The sequence below is a fragment of the Aliivibrio fischeri ATCC 7744 = JCM 18803 = DSM 507 genome (assembly GCF_023983475.1).
Lineage (GTDB): Bacteria > Pseudomonadota > Gammaproteobacteria > Enterobacterales > Vibrionaceae > Aliivibrio > Aliivibrio fischeri.
In genome coordinates, this window is record NZ_CP092712.1 from 502,332 (window position 1) to 520,972 (window position 18,641).

The 18,641-nt window shown below is 39.7% G+C and carries 15 protein-coding genes; 13 read left to right on the forward strand and 2 right to left on the reverse strand.

What is annotated here, in order from left to right; genetic code table 11:
* Position 1: 1 nt before the first annotated feature.
* Entirely contained in the window at positions 2–853 is an 852-nt protein-coding gene (gene lgt, locus AVFI_RS02385) for a prolipoprotein diacylglyceryl transferase (protein ID WP_012534141.1), read from the forward strand.
* Positions 854–936: 83 nt separating this feature from the next.
* A complete protein-coding gene (locus AVFI_RS02390; RefSeq protein WP_054775643.1) occupies positions 937–1,788 on the forward strand; it encodes a thymidylate synthase in 852 nt (283 codons plus the stop codon).
* 73 nt (positions 1,789–1,861) lie between these two features.
* Here AVFI_RS02390 and AVFI_RS02395 read toward each other — a convergent pair whose 3' ends face one another.
* On the reverse strand, positions 1,862–3,007 hold the full coding sequence (locus AVFI_RS02395; protein ID WP_054775644.1) for a Na/Pi symporter: 1,146 nt from the start codon (positions 3,005–3,007) through the stop codon (positions 1,862–1,864).
* Between the two features lie 415 nt (positions 3,008–3,422).
* Here AVFI_RS02395 and nhaR point away from each other — a divergent pair, with 415 nt between their 5' ends.
* Together nhaR and AVFI_RS02405 are read left to right on the forward strand one after the other, a co-directional pair.
* Positions 3,423–4,313 (forward strand): transcriptional activator NhaR, encoded by an 891-nt coding sequence (gene nhaR, locus AVFI_RS02400; protein ID WP_011261240.1) that lies wholly within the window; start codon positions 3,423–3,425, stop codon positions 4,311–4,313.
* A 63-nt stretch (positions 4,314–4,376) separates the two neighbouring features.
* A complete protein-coding gene (locus tag AVFI_RS02405; RefSeq protein ID WP_005417627.1) occupies positions 4,377–4,673 on the forward strand; it encodes an ArsR/SmtB family transcription factor in 297 nt (98 codons plus the stop codon).
* Between the two features lie 114 nt (positions 4,674–4,787).
* Here the strand turns inward: AVFI_RS02405 and rpsT are convergent, their stop codons facing one another.
* Positions 4,788–5,048, reverse strand: coding sequence for a 30S ribosomal protein S20 (rpsT, locus tag AVFI_RS02410; protein ID WP_005417629.1), 261 nt, complete (start codon positions 5,046–5,048; stop codon positions 4,788–4,790).
* A 222-nt stretch (positions 5,049–5,270) separates the two neighbouring features.
* Here rpsT and murJ point away from each other — a divergent pair, with 222 nt between their 5' ends.
* The 9 genes from murJ to carB all read left to right on the forward strand — a co-directional run bounded on the left by murJ (position 5,271) and on the right by carB (position 18,613).
* Positions 5,271–6,830: a murein biosynthesis integral membrane protein MurJ gene (murJ, locus tag AVFI_RS02415; protein ID WP_188863712.1), complete on the forward strand. Its 1,560-nt coding sequence runs from the start codon at positions 5,271–5,273 to the stop codon at positions 6,828–6,830.
* 90 nt (positions 6,831–6,920) lie between these two features.
* A complete protein-coding gene (gene ribF, locus AVFI_RS02420; RefSeq protein ID WP_005417633.1) occupies positions 6,921–7,853 on the forward strand; it encodes a bifunctional riboflavin kinase/FAD synthetase in 933 nt (310 codons plus the stop codon).
* Between the two features lie 36 nt (positions 7,854–7,889).
* Complete coding sequence (gene ileS / locus AVFI_RS02425) at positions 7,890–10,748, forward strand: isoleucine--tRNA ligase (RefSeq protein ID WP_012533712.1); 2,859 nt, start codon at positions 7,890–7,892, stop codon at positions 10,746–10,748.
* Complete coding sequence (gene lspA, locus AVFI_RS02430; protein WP_005417644.1) at positions 10,748–11,263, forward strand: signal peptidase II; 516 nt, start codon at positions 10,748–10,750, stop codon at positions 11,261–11,263. Before ileS ends, lspA begins: the two co-directional genes overlap by 1 nt.
* A gap of 71 nt (positions 11,264–11,334) precedes the next feature.
* The gene (gene fkpB / locus AVFI_RS02435; protein WP_011261245.1) at positions 11,335–11,763 is read left to right on the forward strand and encodes an FKBP-type peptidyl-prolyl cis-trans isomerase; all 429 of its coding nucleotides are present in this window, start codon (positions 11,335–11,337) and stop codon (positions 11,761–11,763) included.
* A gap of 24 nt (positions 11,764–11,787) precedes the next feature.
* Positions 11,788–12,732: a 4-hydroxy-3-methylbut-2-enyl diphosphate reductase gene (gene ispH, locus AVFI_RS02440; protein ID WP_012533917.1), complete on the forward strand. Its 945-nt coding sequence runs from the start codon at positions 11,788–11,790 to the stop codon at positions 12,730–12,732.
* 72 nt (positions 12,733–12,804) lie between these two features.
* Positions 12,805–13,614, forward strand: a complete 810-nt coding sequence (gene dapB, locus AVFI_RS02445) for a 4-hydroxy-tetrahydrodipicolinate reductase (protein ID WP_005417649.1) — start codon at positions 12,805–12,807, stop codon at positions 13,612–13,614.
* A 593-nt stretch (positions 13,615–14,207) separates the two neighbouring features.
* The gene (carA, locus tag AVFI_RS02450) at positions 14,208–15,365 is read left to right on the forward strand and encodes a glutamine-hydrolyzing carbamoyl-phosphate synthase small subunit (protein WP_017018302.1); all 1,158 of its coding nucleotides are present in this window, start codon (positions 14,208–14,210) and stop codon (positions 15,363–15,365) included.
* A 17-nt stretch (positions 15,366–15,382) separates the two neighbouring features.
* Positions 15,383–18,613, forward strand: a complete 3,231-nt coding sequence (gene carB / locus AVFI_RS02455) for a carbamoyl-phosphate synthase large subunit (protein WP_012533127.1) — start codon at positions 15,383–15,385, stop codon at positions 18,611–18,613.
* The last annotated feature ends 28 nt before the right edge of the window (positions 18,614–18,641 follow it).

Genomic DNA, 18,641 nt, shown 5'->3' on the forward strand with positions numbered 1-18,641 from the left:
CATGAGTCAGGGGTATTTGAACTTCCCACATATAGATCCTGTATTAATTGAGATCGGTCCATTAGCGGTTCGTTGGTATGGATTAATGTATTTATTTGGTTTTATGTTTGCATTATGGCTTGCTAATAAGCGTGCAGATAAGCCAAATAGTGGTTGGACACGAGATCAGGTTAGCGACCTATTGTTTGCTGGATTTTTAGGTGTAGTGATCGGTGGCCGTGTTGGCTATGTGTTATTTTATAATTTCGGCTACTTCTTAGATAATCCACTGTACTTATTTGAAGTATGGACCGGTGGTATGTCCTTCCATGGCGGTTTATTGGGTGTTATCTCAGCGATGCTTTGGTATGGATATAAGAATAACCGTAGCTTCTTTACGATTGCAGATTTCGTTGCACCATTAGTACCATTTGGTCTGGGAGCCGGTCGTTTAGGTAACTTTATGAATGGTGAGTTATGGGGACGTGTTACCGATGTGCCTTGGGCTATGGTGTTCCCAACTGGCGGTCCTTTCCCTCGACATCCTTCTCAATTATATGAATTTGCTCTTGAAGGTGTTGTTTTATTCTTCATTCTAAATTGGTTTATTCGTAAGCCTCGTCCATTAGGCGCAGTTTCAGGTTTATTCCTATTTGGATATGGTACATTCCGATTCTTGGTCGAGTATGTACGTCAACCTGATGCACAGTTAGGCTTGTTTGGTGATTGGATTTCAATGGGACAAATTTTGTCACTACCAATGGTGATTGGTGGTTTGTTAATGATGCTTTGGGCATTTAAACGTAACCTTTTTGCGACTGATGTAGAGCAAAATAAGACTAAATCAAAGAAATCGAAACAGAAAGCAAAATAAGCTAGAATAGCGTTAATGATGATTTATAGTAATGGCCTCTCGTTTGAGGCCATTTTTTTAACTAATTTTAAGAGAGCAGACCCATGAAGCAGTATTTAGATTTATGCCAACGCATTGTAGATGAAGGAACTTGGATCGAAAACGAGCGCACAGGAAAGCGTTGTTTAACGGTGATTAATGCGGATTTAACTTATGATGTAGAAAATGGTGTTTTCCCTCTTGTTACAACGCGTAAGAGCTTTTGGAAAGCAGCGGTCGCTGAGATGATTGGCTATATTCGTGGTTATGATAACGCAGAAGACTTCCGCAAGATTGGCACTAAAACATGGGATGCGAATGCGAATTTAAATGATGCATGGCTCAATAACCCTCATCGTAAAGGTGATGATGATATGGGTCGAGTATATGGTGTGCAAGGTCGTGCATGGGCAAAACCAAATGGTGAGTTTGTCGATCAACTGAAAAAAATCATTGATGATTTAAGTCAGGGAATTGATGATCGTGGTGAAATTTTAAATTTTTATAACCCTGGTGAGTTTGATATGGGTTGTTTGCGTCCGTGTATGTACTCACATCATTTTTCATTATTAGGTGATACATTATACCTAAATAGCACTCAACGCTCTTGTGATGTGCCTCTAGGCCTAAACTTCAATATGGTTCAAGTTTATTTTCTATTAGCTATCGTGGCACAAATTACAGGGCATAAAGCAGGTAAGGCGTACCATAAGATTGTAAATGCACATATTTATGAAGACCAACTTGAGTTAATGCAAAATGTACAGCTAAAACGTGAACCGTTACAAGCGCCGATCTTTAAAATAAACCCTGAGATTAAGTCATTAGAAGATTTAGAAACATGGGTAACTATGGATGACTTTGAAGTGGTTGGCTATGAAAGCTATGAGGCTATAAAGTATCCTTTCTCTGTTTAATATTATTTATTAGATATAATAAAAAAGCCCCGAAGCATAACTTCGGGGCTTTTCTTTATTCGTATTTTTAGTCTTATACCGTTAGTGCTAATACACTACCTGGCAGGATAATAAATACAAAACCTAAATATCCAGCAACAACGCTTTTGTTACGGTTAGCCATTTCAGCAATCCACTCAGCACCTTTAATTGGTAACTCACGTAGGAACGGAGTACCGAAGATAACCAATGTTGCGATAACATTAAAACATAAGTGAACTAATGCAATTTGTAGTGCAAATACTGCGTATTCACCAGATACCGCTGTCGCTGCTAGTAAAGCGGTTACACAAGTACCGATATTAGCGCCTAGAGTAAATGGATACACATCACGAACTTTAAGAACACCAGTACCAACCAGTGGAACCATTAGACTTGTTGTTGTTGATGATGATTGAACAAGAACTGTAACCGCAGTACCTGATGCAATACCGTGTAGAGGACCGCGACCGATTGCGCTTTTAAGTAGTTCTTTTGCACGACCAACCATTAGGCTCTTCATTAGTTTGCCCATCAAGGTAATTGCGATGAACAAAATAGTAATACCAAGAGCAATCATTAGTAGACCACCAGTCATGCTACCAAAGTTTGATAGTGGCTCTTGAATCGCACTGATTACCGGCTTTGTAATTGGCTTGATAAAATCAAAACCTTTCATGCTCATATCACCAGCGTTTAATAGTGGAGATACTAACCATGCTGATAGTTTTTGGAAAATACCAAACATCATCTCTAGTGGTAAGAAAATAGTTACCGCTAGTAGGTTAAAGAAGTCATGAACTGTCGCACAAGCAAAAGCACGTCTAAATTCGTTCTTACAACGAGCGTGGCCAAGACTTACTAGTGTATTCGTAACGGTTGTACCAATGTTTGCACCCATAACCATAGGGATAGCTGTTTCAACAGGTAAACCACCAGCAACTAATCCAACAATGATAGAAGTTACTGTTGAAGATGATTGAATTAATGCCGTTGCAACTAAGCCGATCATTAAGCCAGCAATAGGGTGAGCAGCAAATTCAAAAAGAACTTTAGCTTCTTCACCTACAGACCATTTAAAGCCTGTGCCAACCATAGAAACCGCTAAAAGAAGAAGGTAAAGCATAAATGCTAAGTTTGCCCAACGCAGCATGCGCGAGGTATTGCTCATTGTTGCTGCAGAAATTGATTGGGTATTCATAGTAAAGCTCCGTACCGAGAAATTATGTTGTCGGTTTATTTGATCTGCTGCGATAGTAGATAACGAATATTTCAGAAATATTACAGTGGAAGATAAAACTGTAATAAATGCGTCATATTCGATTATTTGAGTGAATGTGTGATTTTTACTTGTTTTAAGTTATTGATATTGAATGATTTGAATGCGTTATTAGAAAATGGAATATAAATTATTTTTTGGGATTATTTTGTTCTATGTTGCGTTTGTATGACGCTTTTAAGAATCTGGATGCGGAAAAAACGAATTATTTTGCTATTTATTATATTTTTTACGAAGTGTTTGCTATTACTGTAATAAATGACGTATCTTGCTTAAAGCAAAACAATATTAACGATTATTGCAGTAATTCATAAAGTGAGTAATAAAAGGAATCGTAATGTCTCATTTAAACTATAACCATTTGTATTATTTTTGGATGGTATGCAAACAAGGCTCAGTAACTAAAGCGGCTGAGGCATTATTTCTTACTCCTCAAACGGTAACGGGTCAGATTAAAGCATTAGAAGATAGACTTGATGGAAAGTTAACTAAACGTAATGGTCGTAATATTGAGCCTACAGAGTTAGGGCAGCTTATTTATAAATATGCCGATCGTATGTTTGGTTTAAGTTATGAAATGCTAGATATCGTAAATTATAGCCAACAGGCGAATGTATTATTTGATGTTGGTGTTGCTGATGCGCTTTCTAAAAGATTAGTAAGTAAGGTTCTTTCTACAACAGTACCTGAAGATGCGTCCATTCACTTACGTTGTTTTGAATCAACACACGAACTATTACTAGAACAATTATCTCAACATAAATTGGATATGATCCTTTCAGACTGTCCTGTAGATTCAAGCCAAAACTCAGGTTTATTCAGTAAAAAGTTGGGTGAATGTGAGATGAGCTTCTTTTGTTCAAAAGAACTTAAAGGAGTGACATTTCCTGAGGTATTAGAAAAACATAAGGTACTAATCCCAGGTAGTCGTACTTCAATGGGAAGAAAAGTGGTTCAATGGTGCGATCAACAAGGCGTGACTCCTAATATTTTAGGCGAATTTGATGATGTTGCATTAATGAAAGCATTTGCTCGGGAAAATAATGCCGTCTTTTTAGCCCCTTCAGTATACATGAATGAAGCGGATTCTGATTTATCGCTACATAAGATTGCAGATGTTAGAGATCTTAAAGAAGAGTATTACGTTATTTTTGCAGAAAGAATGATACAGCACCCAGCAGTAAAAAGTATTTGTGAAGCAGACTTCTCTCATTTATTTGATTTTTAATTTGCAATTACAGTAAGTAACAAGCTAAATTAGCCAGAGCTAAATTAGATGATAGGTATCCATATGGACTTACAAATGATGGAAGATAATGCACCACAAGCAGTGACATTATTAAAAGCGATGGCTAACGAACGTAGATTGTTCATTTTGTGTTTACTATTAGATGGCGAATTGTCGGTAGGTCAAATTGCAGAAAAATTAGAATTAAGCCAATCTGCACTGTCACAACATTTAGGTTGGTTACGTCGTGATGAGTTAGTATCAACAAGAAAAGAATCTCAAACGGTCTTTTACTCATTAAATAGTCAAGAAGTAAGATCTGTGATTCAATTACTACACGATTTATATTGTCAAAAGTAAGTTATAGAGAAAAGGAGAGGAAGGGGTTGTAAGAGTTTTTTCTTCAAATTGCAGATATAAAAAAACCGACCTAAGTCGGTTTTTTCTTATTTCTAACTGAGAATCAAATTTCTATTAAAGAGCTTTGATTGCAGCAGTGAAACGCGCTTTATGACGTGCAGCTTTATTCTTATGAATAAGGCCTTTAGTCGCCATGCGGTCTAGAAGTGGAGTTGCAGTTGCTAGTGCAGCAGTTGCAGCTTCTTTATCGCCAGCTTCGATAGCTGCGATAGTTTTTTTCATGTAAGTGCGCATCATTGAACGACGGCTAGCGTTGTGCTGGCGACGTCTTTCAGCTTGAGTTGCGCGCTTCTTAGCAGATTTACTATTTGCCAAGGGTCTAACTCCCAAAAACGTAGTTCGGTGACAATTTAAGGTCGGGAAATATGCACCCTTTGAACCCAAATGTCAAATGATTTGTGTAAAAACCAAGCTGTCTCAAACAAAAGTTTGATGAAACTGGCAAAACACGGTTAAGATGACGTGCATTCTAACAGCATTTTTTCCAGTTAGTAAGCTCTTTATGGTCATCATTACCATCTTTATGAGGTTTTTTTTGTGAGTAAACGACTTTTACGTTCTGGCTTAATAGTCAGCATCATGACTTTAGTGTCTCGAGTTCTCGGTTTAGTCCGTGATGTCGTGGTTGCAAATCTTATGGGAGCAGGAGCATCGGCTGATGTTTTCTTCTTTGCAAATAAGATCCCCAACTTTTTACGTCGTCTATTTGCAGAGGGCGCTTTTTCTCAAGCATTTGTCCCTGTTTTAACTGAATATCATGCTAGTGGAGACGATAATAAGACACGAGAATTAATTGCAAAAGCCTCGGGAACATTGGGCGTATTAGTTACCATTGTTACCTTCTTTGGTATTATCGGCTCAGGTGTCGTTACCGCATTATTTGGGGCGGGATGGTTTATGGACTGGCTAAATGATGGTCCAGCAGCACCTAAATTTGAGCTGGCCAGCTTTCTTTTAAAAATTACCTTTCCTTATTTATGGTTTATCACATTTGTAGCCTTGTCTGGGGCCATTTTAAACACTCTTGGTAAGTTTGCCGTTTCTTCTTTTACACCTGTTTTCCTTAATATAGCTATTATTGCGTGTGCATATTTTGTCTCTCCTAATTTGGAGCAGCCAGAAATCGGTTTAGCAATAGGTGTCTTTTTAGGCGGTTTAATCCAATTCTTATTCCAACTTCCATTTCTTTATAAAGCAAAGATGTTAGTTCGCCCACAATGGGGGTGGAATGATCCTGGTGTGGTAAAAATCAGAACCTTAATGATCCCAGCATTATTTGGTGTGTCTGTTAGTCAAATCAACTTATTATTTGATACCTTTATTGCCAGCTTTTTAGCGACGGGCTCGATCAGTTGGCTCTATTATTCAGATCGTCTGTTAGAGTTTCCTTTAGGGCTATTTGGTATTGCTATTGCAACCGTGATATTACCAGCATTATCACGTAAACATGTCGATGCCGAAGGCGATGGATTCTCGCAAACTATGGATTGGGGGGTGAGAATGGTGATTTTACTTGGTATTCCAGCCATGCTGGGCTTAATGGTATTGGCCAAACCAATGCTCATGGTTTTGTTTATGCGTGGTGAGTTTTCTCCAAATGATGTACACCAAGCTTCTCTGTCCTTATTGGCTTACGCATCTGGTTTGCTGAACTTTATGTTAATTAAGGTATTAGCGCCTGGTTATTATGCTCGTCAAGATACTAAAACACCAGTTCGTTACGGTATCATTGCCATGGTAACTAACATGTTCTTTAATGCTATTTTTGCTTATTTTTATGGCTATGTTGGTCTTGCTATGGCGACAGCATTATCTGCATTAGTTAATATGGTTCTCTTATATAGAGGACTGCATTTAGCAAACGTATATAAATTATCAAAAGAGACGGTATTTTTTGTATTGAAGCTAATTGTGTCAGGTGGTGTTATGGTATCTATTTTACTGTGGCTGATGCCGAGCATGAGCATCTGGTTAGAGTGGAATTTGGCTAAGCGAGTGATGATGCTATTTGCCTTTATTGGTTTAGGTGCCACTTCTTACTTAATCACAGCAATTGTATTTGGATTGCGCCCTCGTCATTTAAGAGCATCAGTCTAAATTAAGAATTGCTTTTGTTCAGTGGTTTGAATGAGTACATTAGTATATAATTCGTCAGTTTTTTTAAGCGAATAAATTGATATTGAGATAATGGAATTAATCCGAGGTATTCACAATATTACGCCAGACCATAAAGGCTGCGTAATGACGATAGGTAATTTTGATGGTGTTCATTTAGGACATCAGCAAGTATTACAACAAGTTAAGTCTAAAGCTAAAGAGCTAGGCTTACCGTCTGTCGTAATGACTTTTGAGCCTCAACCTATGGAGTTTTTTGCAAAAGAAAAGGCTCCGGCACGATTAACTCGTTTACGAGATAAATTTGTTCAGCTTAAAAAGCTAGAAATAGAACGTTTATTATGTATTAATTTTAATCAGAAATTTGCAGAACAAAGTGCTGATGAGTTTGTCGAAGACTTGTTGGTGAGACTGTTGGGTGTTAAGTTTCTGGTTGTGGGTGATGATTTCTGTTTTGGTAAACACCGCAAAGGAAATTTTGCCATGTTGCAAGAAGCAGGTAAAAAACATGGCTTTGAAGTGGTGAACACACAAAGTTTTTGCCTACAGCAACAACGAGTAAGTAGCACAGCAATACGTTCTGCACTTTTACATAATAAATTAGATGATGTCGCAACCATGTTAGGGCGACATTATAGTATTACAGGTCGTGTATCCCACGGTCGAAAATTAGGACGAACCATAGGTTTTCCTACAGCGAATATCCCATTAAAACGTTGTGTTTCTCCTGTCTCTGGCGTGTATGTTGTGCAAGCTAAAGATAGCGAAGGGAAACAATTAGGTGGTGTTGCCAATATCGGTCATCGCCCAACGGTAAATGGCGCTCGTCAGCAACTTGAAGTTCATTTCTTTGACTATAAAGGAAATCTTTATGGCCAGCAGTTGGATGTTGAATTGCTTTATAAATTAAGAGACGAGCATAAATTTGAGTCTTTTGACGCTCTAAAACAACAAATAGAATTAGATTCTCAGGCAGCGCGGGTGTGGCTGTCTGAAAATAGATAACATTTCATTTCGCCCAAGTAACGGAATTAAGAATCAATGAGTGACTATAAAGATACCTTGAACCTGCCAGAAACAGGATTCCCAATGCGTGGTAACTTGGCTAATCGTGAGCCAGAAATGCTTAAGCGTTGGTACGATGAAGACCTTTACGGTGAAATCCGTAAAGCGAAAAAAGGTAAGAAATCGTTCGTATTACACGACGGCCCTCCTTATGCAAATGGTGACATCCATATTGGTCACGCACTAAACAAGATTCTTAAAGACATTATTATTAAGTCGAAAACACTTTCTGGTTTCGATGCGCCGTATGTTCCAGGTTGGGACTGCCACGGTCTACCAATCGAATTAATGGTAGAAAAGAAAAAAGGTAAGCCGGGTCAAAAGATCTCTGCTGCTGAATTCCGTGAAGAATGTCGTAAATATGCGGCAGGCCAAGTTGAAGGTCAAAAAGAGAGCTTCAAACGTCTAGGCGTTATGGGCGAGTGGGATAAACCTTACCGCACAATGGATTTTGGTACTGAAGCAAACATTATTCGTTCTTTAGGTAAAATTGCTGACCAAGGCCACTTATTGAAAGGTTTCAAACCTGTTCACTGGTGTACGGATTGTGGTTCTGCACTAGCTGAAGCGGAAGTTGAATACCAAGATAAAGTATCTCCATCAATTGATGTACGTTTTGTTGCCGCTGACGAAGCTGCTACATTAGCGAAATTCAGCACGCCTGAAGGCCATCAAGGTGAAGGTGAATTATCAGTTGTTATCTGGACAACAACACCTTGGACTCTTCCTGCAAACCGTGCTGTAGCATTACACGCAGATCTTGAGTACGTATTAGTACAAGTAGAAGCACACGGTGAGCAAAAAGCACAACGTCTGATCCTTGCATCTGAACTGGCTAAGTCAGTATTAGATCGTGCAAACATCGAACATTACCATAACTTAGGTTTTGCTAAAGGTTCTGATTTAGAGCTTCTTCAATTTAACCACCCATTCTACAACTTTACGGTTCCTGCAATTTTAGGTGAACACGTAACGACTGATTCTGGTACAGGTATTGTTCATACCGCTCCTGGTCATGGTCAAGAAGACTTCGTGGTTGGTAAAAAATACGATTTAGAAATCGCAAACCCAGTTGGTTCAAATGGCGTATACCTTCCTGATACTGAGCTATTTGCTGGCCAACACGTATTCAAAGCTAACGATTCAGTTCTTGAAGTACTAAAAGAAAAAGGTGCATTACTGCATCATCACGCGTATGAGCACAGCTACCCACATTGCTGGAGACATAAAACGCCAATCATCTTCCGTGCAACGCCACAATGGTTCATCTCAATGGATCAAGCGGGTCTTCGTGCAAAAGCGTTAGAAGAAGTGAAGAGTGTTGAGTGGATGCCTGAATGGGGTCAAAACCGCATTGAAGGTATGATCGAAGGCCGTCCTGAATGGTGTATCTCTCGTCAACGTACTTGGGGCGTGCCAATTGCTCTGTTTGTACATAAAGAAACCGCTGAATTGCACCCTGATTCACTAGAGCTAATTGAAAAAGTAGCGAAACTAGTTGAAGAAAAAGGCATTCAAGCATGGTGGGATGTTGATGCCGCTGAGCTTATGGGCGAAGAAGATGCTGCAAACTACGAAAAAGTTTTAGATACTTTAGACGTATGGTTTGATTCTGGCGTAACTCACTTCTCTGTTGTTGATTCTCGTGAAGAATACAACTTCCCAGAAGAAGAGAGAACGCACAGTGCAGATCTTTACCTAGAAGGTTCAGATCAACACCGTGGTTGGTTCCAATCGTCGTTGATCTCATCAGTAGCGATGAAAGGTAAAGCACCTTACCGCCAAGTACTAACACACGGTTTCGTGGTGGATGGTAACGGTCGTAAGATGTCTAAATCTATCGGTAACGTTGTTGCACCTAAAGATGTAACAAACAAACTAGGCGCAGATATTCTTCGTCTATGGGTAGCATCTACTGATTACACTAACGAAGTTGCAGTTTCTGATGAAATTCTAAAACGTTCAGCTGACGCATACCGTCGTATTCGTAATACAGCTCGCTTCTTCTTAGCAAACTTAAGTGGCTTTAATCCAGCAACAGATATCGTTCCTGCAGAAGAAATGGTAGCGTTAGATCGTTGGGCTGTTGGTCGTGCATTTGCAGCACAGCAAGAGATTATCAAATCTTACGATGAATATAACTTACACGAAGTAACTCAACGTTTGATGCACTTCTGTTCAATCGAAATGGGTTCTTTCTACTTAGACGTAATTAAAGATCGTCAATACACAGCGAAGAAGGGCGGCCACGCTCAACGCAGTTGTCAAACGGCACTTTACTACATCGTAGAAGCATTAGTTCGTTGGATGGCTCCTATCATGTCATTCACTGCTGATGAAATCTGGAATGAAATGCCAGGTGAGCGTGAGAAATTTGTATTTACAGGTGAATGGTACCAAGGCCTGTTTGATCTTGCTGAAGGTGAAGAGTTCAATAATGAATTCTGGACTGATATCCAAGCAGTTCGTGCTTCTGTAAATAAATTACTTGAAGCTGCTCGTGGTGAAAAAGTGATCGGTGGCGCACTTCAAGCAGAAGTAACGCTGTACGCTGATGATGCATTAATTGCTAAAATCAACAAATTAGAAGATGAACTGCGTTTTGTTCTTCTAACTTCAGCTGCAACGGTTAAACCACTGAGCGAGAAAACAGAATCAGCGAAAGCAACAGAATTAGATGGTCTGTTTGTTGACGTTGTTGCTTCTGAAGCGGCGAAGTGTGAGCGTTGTTGGCACCATGTTGCTGATGTAGGTACTATCGAGGGCCATGAAGAAGTATGTGGTCGTTGTGTATCTAATATTGACGGCGAAGGCGAAGAGCGTAAATTTGCATAATGACTAGCGATAAGAAAACATTACCGCTGCTTAAAGAATCAGGACTCCGCTGGCTATGGCTAGCGGGGATCATCTTTATGGCAGACATCAGCATCAAATTGTTTGTGATGAAAGAAATGGGTTATGGTTGGGCAAACCGCATTGAAGTATTGCCTTTCTTCAACTTTCTTTATGTTCATAACTATGGTGCAGCATTTAGCTTTTTAAGTGATCAAGCTGGTTGGCAACGTTGGTTTTTTACTGGCATTGCTATTAGCGTATGTGGTTTGTTAGTTTATTGGATGCGTAAAGCTCCGCAGAAAGATAAATTGAATAATATTGCTTATGCACTGATCATTGGTGGTGCTATTGGTAATGTTTTTGATCGCTTAGTTCATGGTTTCGTTGTCGATTATCTCGATTTTTATTGGGGTAACTATCATTGGCCAGCATTCAATTTAGCGGATGCAGCTATATGTATCGGTGCGGGTTTGATCATTTTGGATGGTCTCCGCTCTGGTAAAAAAGAGCAATAAAACTCATAGAGCATAATCAATGAACGCTACCCGAGCAGTCGAGTGGCGTTTTTTTTCAAGGAAAGATTGAAATGAAAATAGAAAATAACAGTGAAGTTACCCTACATTTCACAATAAAATTAAAAGATGGATCGGTTGCGGATAGTACACACAGTTCAGGTAAACCAGCAAAATTTACTATGGGTGATGGTAGCTTAAGTGAAAATTTTGAGAAATGTTTACTTGGTTTAGAAGCTGAGCAAGCTAAAAGCATTGAATTATGTGCTGAAGATGCATTTGGCTTACCAAATCCTGATAATATACATCATATGGATAGAAATCGTTTTGTTGGTGATGCTGCGGCTGAAGTCGGTACTATTATGGCTTTCAGTGGTCCTGATGGAATGGATATCCCGGGCATCATTACAGAGATTGCTGGTGACTCAGTGACGGTTGATTTTAATCACCCATTAGCAGGTCAAGATGTTATCTTTGACGTAGAGATTGTAGCGGTTGGTTAATCCAACACAATAAAGAGATAAAAAATGAAAATAGTATTAGCTAACCCTCGTGGCTTTTGTGCTGGCGTAGATCGTGCCATTAGCATTGTTGAACGCGCTTTAGAGTTATATGAAGCACCTATTTATGTTCGTCATGAGGTAGTGCATAACCGGTTTGTTGTTGAAGGATTAAAACAACGCGGTGCTATTTTTGTTGAGGAATTGCATGAAGTACCTGACGATAATATTGTTATTTTTTCAGCTCATGGTGTCTCACAAGCAGTTCGTAAAGAAGCGAAAGAACGAGCATTAACGGTGTTTGATGCAACTTGCCCATTAGTGACAAAAGTGCATATGGAAGTGGCTCGTGCAAGTAAGAAAAATATTGAAGTTGTATTAATTGGTCACGCAGGACATCCAGAAGTCGAAGGTACAATGGGGCAGTATGCAAGTGATTCTGCTGGAATGTATTTAGTTGAAACACCTGATGATGTAATTAAATTAAATGTAAAAGATCCATCGAATCTTCACTATGTAAGCCAAACAACATTATCTGTTGATGAAACTGCTGATGTGATTGATGAGTTACGTCGAGTATTTCCTGACATTCAAGGGCCACGTAAAGATGATATTTGTTATGCAACACAAAACCGCCAAGATGCGGTGCGTGATATGGCAAGCCAAGTGGATGTGATGATTGTCGTCGGTTCTAAAAACTCTTCAAATTCAAACCGCTTACGCGAATTATCTGAAAAACTAGGGACAACGAGTTATTTAATTGATTGTCCTGAAGATCTTAAAGAAGAATGGTTAACAGACCAAGCTAAAGTTGGCGTTACTGCTGGAGCTTCGGCTCCTGAAGAGTTAGTTAACCAAATTATTGAACAAGTAAAAGCATTTGGTGGAACGGCTGTTGAAGAATTAACTGGTCGTGAAGAAAATATGTTTTTTGAAGTGCCAAAAGAATTGCAAATCAAAACGGTATCTTAATACTTCACATAGTAGTGAATAAAAATTTAAGATAAAGTGCAAGGATGCGAATTTAAAGAAGCGGAGATCAAAATGGTAAGAGTAGCAATTGCTGGCGCAGCAGGAAGAATGGGTCGCAACTTAATTAAAGCAGTAAATGGTTCTCAGTTTGCTGTACTTGCAGCAGCGAGTGAGCGCCCTGAATCTAGCCTTATAGGGGTTGATGTTGGTGAAATGGCTGGGTTGGGTAAATCTGGCATTCTTATTGTTGATGATTTAGCTAAAGTGACAGATGACTTTGATGTCATTATTGATTTTACCCTTCCTATTTCAACATTAAAAAATATAGAACTTTGCCAAGAACATAATAAAGCGATTGTTATTGGTACAACAGGTTTTAGCGAGCCTGGAAAAGAAATTATTGATCAAGCATCGAAAGAAATTCCAGTAGTTATGGCTCCAAATTATAGTGTTGGCGTAAACCTTGTCTTTAAACTGCTAGAAAAAGCAGCAAAGGTCATGGGGGATTATTGCGATATTGAAATCGTTGAAGCTCATCACCGTTATAAAGTCGATGCACCGTCAGGTACAGCGATTGGAATGGGAGAGGCGATTGCTGGTGCCATGGGTAACAAATTAGAAGATGTGGCTGTATATGCTAGAGAAGGCATTACTGGTGAAAGAAGCAAAGATGAAATTGGTTTTGCTACCATTCGAGCTGGTGATATTGTCGGTGAACATACTGCTATGTTTGCAGATATTGGCGAGAGAGTTGAGATAACGCATAAAGCGACAGATCGTATGACTTTTGCTAATGGTGCTGTGAGAGCTTCTCATTGGCTTCATAAGAAAGAACCCGGTTTTTATACCATGCACGATGTATTAAATTTAGATCAGATTTAATTATTATTAAGCCCGAATCAATGTGATTCGGGCTTTTTTTAACTAAAGCCCTGTAATGGTAATAACTTGAAGAGGAGATACTAACTATTTATCTTTAATTTATTATAATCACTTATTATTCACGAATAATGCTCGGTATATCTTAGTTTTTTCTATTCTTATAAATCTAACTTCTTCTTGTTTTAAATTAAATTATACAGGGAGTGCTTATGGTTTTTTGTGGTTTTGTTTATGTTTTTAATTGAGATGGTTGTTTTTGTAACTTTTCTTTGCTGTTTATCGTTTGCTTTGATCTGATGCTTAAATTAATCATTCTGAAAAATGATTTTTTGATGCAAAAACTCATTAAGAGCAAAAAAGCATCAATTTTAGCTTTAAAAGTATCATTTTTGACCTTGTATATTGATTTTTAGTTTGAGTTGGCCGAAAAAGTTATTTAATAATGTGTTTTTGGTTGACAGTTAATCTATACATCTCTAAAATTTCGCCAATTTGTCAAAAATCGAGCTTGTAGTTTGTTTTTTGGGTTTTAAAAAAATAGTTTTGCATATATATTGATGTGAAATGAATGATTATTATGTTTGGAGGTTGTCTTGAGTAAATCAGCGCTGTTAGTCCTAGAAGATGGGACAGTGTTCCACGGTCAATCGATTGGAGCAGATGGCTCGGCCGTTGGTGAAGTCGTTTTTAATACCTCGATGACGGGGTATCAAGAAATTCTCACTGATCCTTCCTATTCTCAACAAATCGTTACTCTCACTTATCCCCACATTGGCAATACCGGAATCAATTCCGAAGACGAAGAATCTTCTTCAATCCACGCTCAAGGCCTTGTAATTCGCGATCTCCCTCTCTTAGCTTCAAACTTCCGCAGTGAACAAACCCTTTCTGAATATCTTAAGTCTCAAAATATCGTCGGCATTGCTGATATTGATACTCGTAAACTAACTCGAATTCTTCGTGAAAAAGGTGCTCAAAACGGTTGTATCGTAGCGGGCACTAATTTAGATGAAGCATTTGCACTTGCTCAAGCAAAAGAGTTCCCAGGTCTTAAAGGCATGGATTTAGCAAAAGAAGTAACGACTTCTGAAGCTTATCAATGGAAGCAAGGTTCTTGGACATTGACTGGCGGTTTGCCAGAAGAAAAAGCAGACAGTGAATTACCATTCCACGTAGTGGCTTATGACTTTGGTGCTAAACGTAACATCTTACGTATGTTAGTTGACCGTGGTTGTCGTTTAACGGTTGTTCCTGCTCAAACTTCTGCAGAAGAAGTATTAGCAATGAATCCAGATGGCGTATTCCTATCAAATGGCCCCGGTGACCCTGCACCATGTACTTACGCTATTGAAGCAACAAAAGTGTTCTTAGAAAAAGGTTTACCAATCTTTGGTATCTGTCTTGGTCATCAAATTCTTGCTTTAGCATCTGGTGCTCAAACCGTAAAAATGAAGTTTGGTCATCATGGTGCAAACCACCCAGTTAAAGACTTGGATCGTGATGTAGTAATGATCACTGCACAGAACCACGGTTTTGCAGCAGATGAAGAAACGCTACCTGAGAATCTACGTGCGACGCACAAATCACTATTTGATGGCACGCTACAAGGTATCCACCGTACAGATAAACCAGCATTCAGCTTCCAAGGTCACCCTGAAGCAAGCCCAGGTCCACACGATGCAGCGCCATTGTTTGACCATTTCATTGAATTAATTCAGCAGTCTATTGCTGACAAGACAAACAAAGCTTAATTCGGAGTAGTAATAAGATGCCAAAACGTACTGATATTAAAAGCGTTCTAATTCTAGGTGCAGGTCCAATTGTAATCGGCCAAGCATGTGAATTTGACTACTCTGGTGCACAAGCGTGTAAAGCACTTCGTGAAGAAGGCTACCGCGTTATTCTTGTGAACTCTAACCCTGCAACAATCATGACTGACCCAGACATGGCTGATGCAACGTACATTGAACCAATTCATTGGGAAGTGGTTCGTAACATCATCGAAAAAGAGCGTCCAGATGCGGTATTACCAACAATGGGTGGTCAAACTGCATTAAACTGTGCGCTTGATTTAGAAAAACACGGTGTTCTTGCTGAATTCGGTGTTGAGATGATTGGTGCAACAGCTGATGCAATTGATAAGGCGGAAGACCGTTCTCGTTTTGATAAAGCAATGAAATCAATTGGTCTTGAATGTCCTCGTGCTGATACTGCAAAAACAATGGATGAAGCATATCAAGTTTTAGATATGGTTGGTTTCCCATGTATCATTCGTCCGTCATTTACAATGGGTGGTACTGGTGGTGGTATCGCTTATAACAAAGAAGAATTTGAAGAAATCTGTCGTCGTGGTTTGGATCTTTCTCCAACCAATGAACTTCTAATCGATGAATCCCTTATCGGTTGGAAAGAATACGAGATGGAAGTGGTTCGAGATAAGAACGACAACTGTATTATTGTATGTGCGATTGAAAACTTTGATGCGATGGGCATTCACACGGGAGACTCAATCACGGTAGCACCTGCGCAAACACTAACAGACAAAGAATACCAATTAATGCGTAATGCTTCTCTAGCTGTACTGCGTGAGATTGGTGTTGAAACGGGTGGTTCAAACGTTCAATTCGGTATTAACCCGAAAGATGGCCGTATGGTTATCATTGAAATGAACCCTCGTGTATCTCGTTCATCTGCTCTTGCTTCTAAAGCAACAGGTTTCCCAATTGCAAAAATTGCTGCAAAACTGGCAATCGGCTTTACGCTTGACGAGTTAATGAATGACATTACTGGTGGTGCAACGCCTGCGTCATTTGAACCAACAATCGACTACGTTGTTACTAAGATCCCTCGCTTTAACTTCGAAAAATTCGCAGGGGCTAACGATCGCTTAACAACACAGATGAAATCAGTTGGTGAAGTGATGGCTATCGGCCGTAATCAACAAGAATCTCTACAAAAAGCACTTCGTGGTCTAGAAGTAGGTGCGACTGGTTTTGATGAGATGGTTGATTTAGATGCTCCTGATGCATTAACAAAAATTCGTCATGAACTGAAAGATGCAGGTGCTGAGCGTATTTGGTATATCGCAGATGCGTTCCGTGCGGGTATGTCTGTTGATGGTGTGTTTAATCTAACGAATGTTGACCGTTGGTTCCTAGTTCAAATTGAAGATTTAGTAAAAGAAGAAGAAGCGGTTAAAGCGGGTGGTTTTGCTAACTTAACTGCAGATGCACTTCGTAAACTTAAGCGTAAAGGTTTTGCTGATGCGCGTCTTTCTAAACTATTAGGTGTGGGTGAGAGTGAAATTCGCCGTCTGCGTGACCAGCATGATATCCACCCAGTATACAAGCGTGTAGATACGTGTGCTGCTGAATTCTCATCAGATACGGCTTACATGTACTCATCTTATGATGAAGAGTGTGAAGCAAACCCAACAGATAAAGATAAGATCATGATCTTAGGTGGTGGTCCAAACCGTATCGGTCAAGGTATTGAATTTGATTACTGTTGTGTACACGCATCATTAGCATTACGTGAAGATGGCTACGAAACTATCATGGTTAACTGTAACCCTGAGACCGTTTCTACCGATTATGATACGTCTGACCGTCTATACTTCGAACCAGTAACTCTGGAAGATGTACTAGCAATTGCTCGTGTTGAAAAACCAAAAGGTGTTATCGTTCAATACGGTGGTCAAACACCACTTAAACTGGCTCGTGCTCTTGAAGCAGCAGGTGTTCCAATCATTGGTACAAGCCCTGATGCTATCGACCGTGCTGAAGACCGTGAACGCTTCCAAGTTGCAGTAGACCGTCTAGAGCTTCTTCAACCAGAAAATGCAACGGTTACTACAATGGAACAGGCGATTGATAAATCAAAAGAAATCGGCTTCCCACTAGTTGTTCGCCCTTCTTATGTTCTTGGTGGTCGTGCGATGGAAATCGTATATGATGAGCAAGACTTACGTCGTTACTTCAATGAAGCTGTAAGTGTTTCAAATGAATCTCCAGTACTTCTTGATAGCTTCCTTGATGATGCTATAGAAGTGGATGTAGATGCGATTTGTGACGGTGAGCAAGTGGTTATCGGCGGTATCATGGAGCACATCGAACAAGCGGGTGTTCACTCTGGTGACTCAGCATGTTCTCTTCCTGCTTATACGTTAAGCGAAGAAATTCAAGATGTCATGCGTGATCAAGTTCGTAAGCTGGCATTCGAGCTAGGTGTTCGTGGCTTAATGAATACACAGTTTGCTGTTAAAGATAACAAAGTATATCTAATCGAAGTTAACCCACGAGCTGCTCGTACGGTTCCATTTGTATCTAAAGCAACTGGTGCACCATTAGCTAAGATTGCAGCGCGTGTAATGGCGGGTCAATCTCTAGAGTCTCAAGGCTTTACGAAAGAGATTATCCCACCATACTACTCAGTTAAAGAAGTGGTATTACCGTTCAACAAGTTCCCTGGTGTTGACCCATTGTTAGGCCCAGAAATGCGCTCAACGGGTGAAGTTATGGGTGTTGGTGCAACGTTTGCTGAAGCATTTGCTAAAGCTGAACTTGGCTGTAGCAAAGAATACCCAGAAGGTGGTCGTGCATTACTTTCTGTTCGTGAAGGTGATAAGAAACGTGTTGTAGATTTAGCAAAACATCTTGTTAAATTGGGTTACCAACTGGATGCAACTCACGGTACAGCGGTTATTCTTGGCGAAGCGGGTATTAACCCACGTCTAGTAAACAAGGTACACGAAGGCCGTCCTCACATTCTTGACCGTATCAAGAATGGTGAATACACCTACATTGTTAATACTGCAGCAGGTCGTCAAGCGATTGAAGATTCTAAAGTATTACGTCGTGGTGCACTAGCTGAGAAAGTAAACTACACAACAACGCTAAATGCAGCATTTGCTAGTTGTTTAGCGCATGAAGCGGATGACCGTAAAACGGTTAACTCTGTTCAAGAGCTACACGCTAAAGTGGCAGCTAAATACGCTTAATCGCGAAACAGGCTAAGTAACAATATTA

Bases quoted from the DNA above. Each gene is read 5' to 3' on its own strand.
- lgt (WP_012534141.1), top strand. From the start codon at position 2: ATGAGTCAGGGGTATTTGAACTTCCCACATATAGATCCTGTATTAATT.
- AVFI_RS02390 (WP_054775643.1), top strand. From the start codon at position 937: ATGAAGCAGTATTTAGATTTATGCCAACGCATTGTAGATGAAGGAACT.
- AVFI_RS02395 (WP_054775644.1), bottom strand. From the start codon at position 3,007: ATGAATACCCAATCAATTTCTGCAGCAACAATGAGCAATACCTCGCGC.
- nhaR (WP_011261240.1), top strand. From the start codon at position 3,423: ATGTCTCATTTAAACTATAACCATTTGTATTATTTTTGGATGGTATGC.
- AVFI_RS02405 (WP_005417627.1), top strand. From the start codon at position 4,377: ATGGACTTACAAATGATGGAAGATAATGCACCACAAGCAGTGACATTA.
- ribF (WP_005417633.1), top strand. From the start codon at position 6,921: ATGGAATTAATCCGAGGTATTCACAATATTACGCCAGACCATAAAGGC.
- ileS (WP_012533712.1), top strand. From the start codon at position 7,890: ATGAGTGACTATAAAGATACCTTGAACCTGCCAGAAACAGGATTCCCA.
- lspA (WP_005417644.1), top strand. From the start codon at position 10,748: ATGACTAGCGATAAGAAAACATTACCGCTGCTTAAAGAATCAGGACTC.
- fkpB (WP_011261245.1), top strand. From the start codon at position 11,335: ATGAAAATAGAAAATAACAGTGAAGTTACCCTACATTTCACAATAAAA.
- ispH (WP_012533917.1), top strand. From the start codon at position 11,788: ATGAAAATAGTATTAGCTAACCCTCGTGGCTTTTGTGCTGGCGTAGAT.
- dapB (WP_005417649.1), top strand. From the start codon at position 12,805: ATGGTAAGAGTAGCAATTGCTGGCGCAGCAGGAAGAATGGGTCGCAAC.
- carB (WP_012533127.1), top strand. From the start codon at position 15,383: ATGCCAAAACGTACTGATATTAAAAGCGTTCTAATTCTAGGTGCAGGT.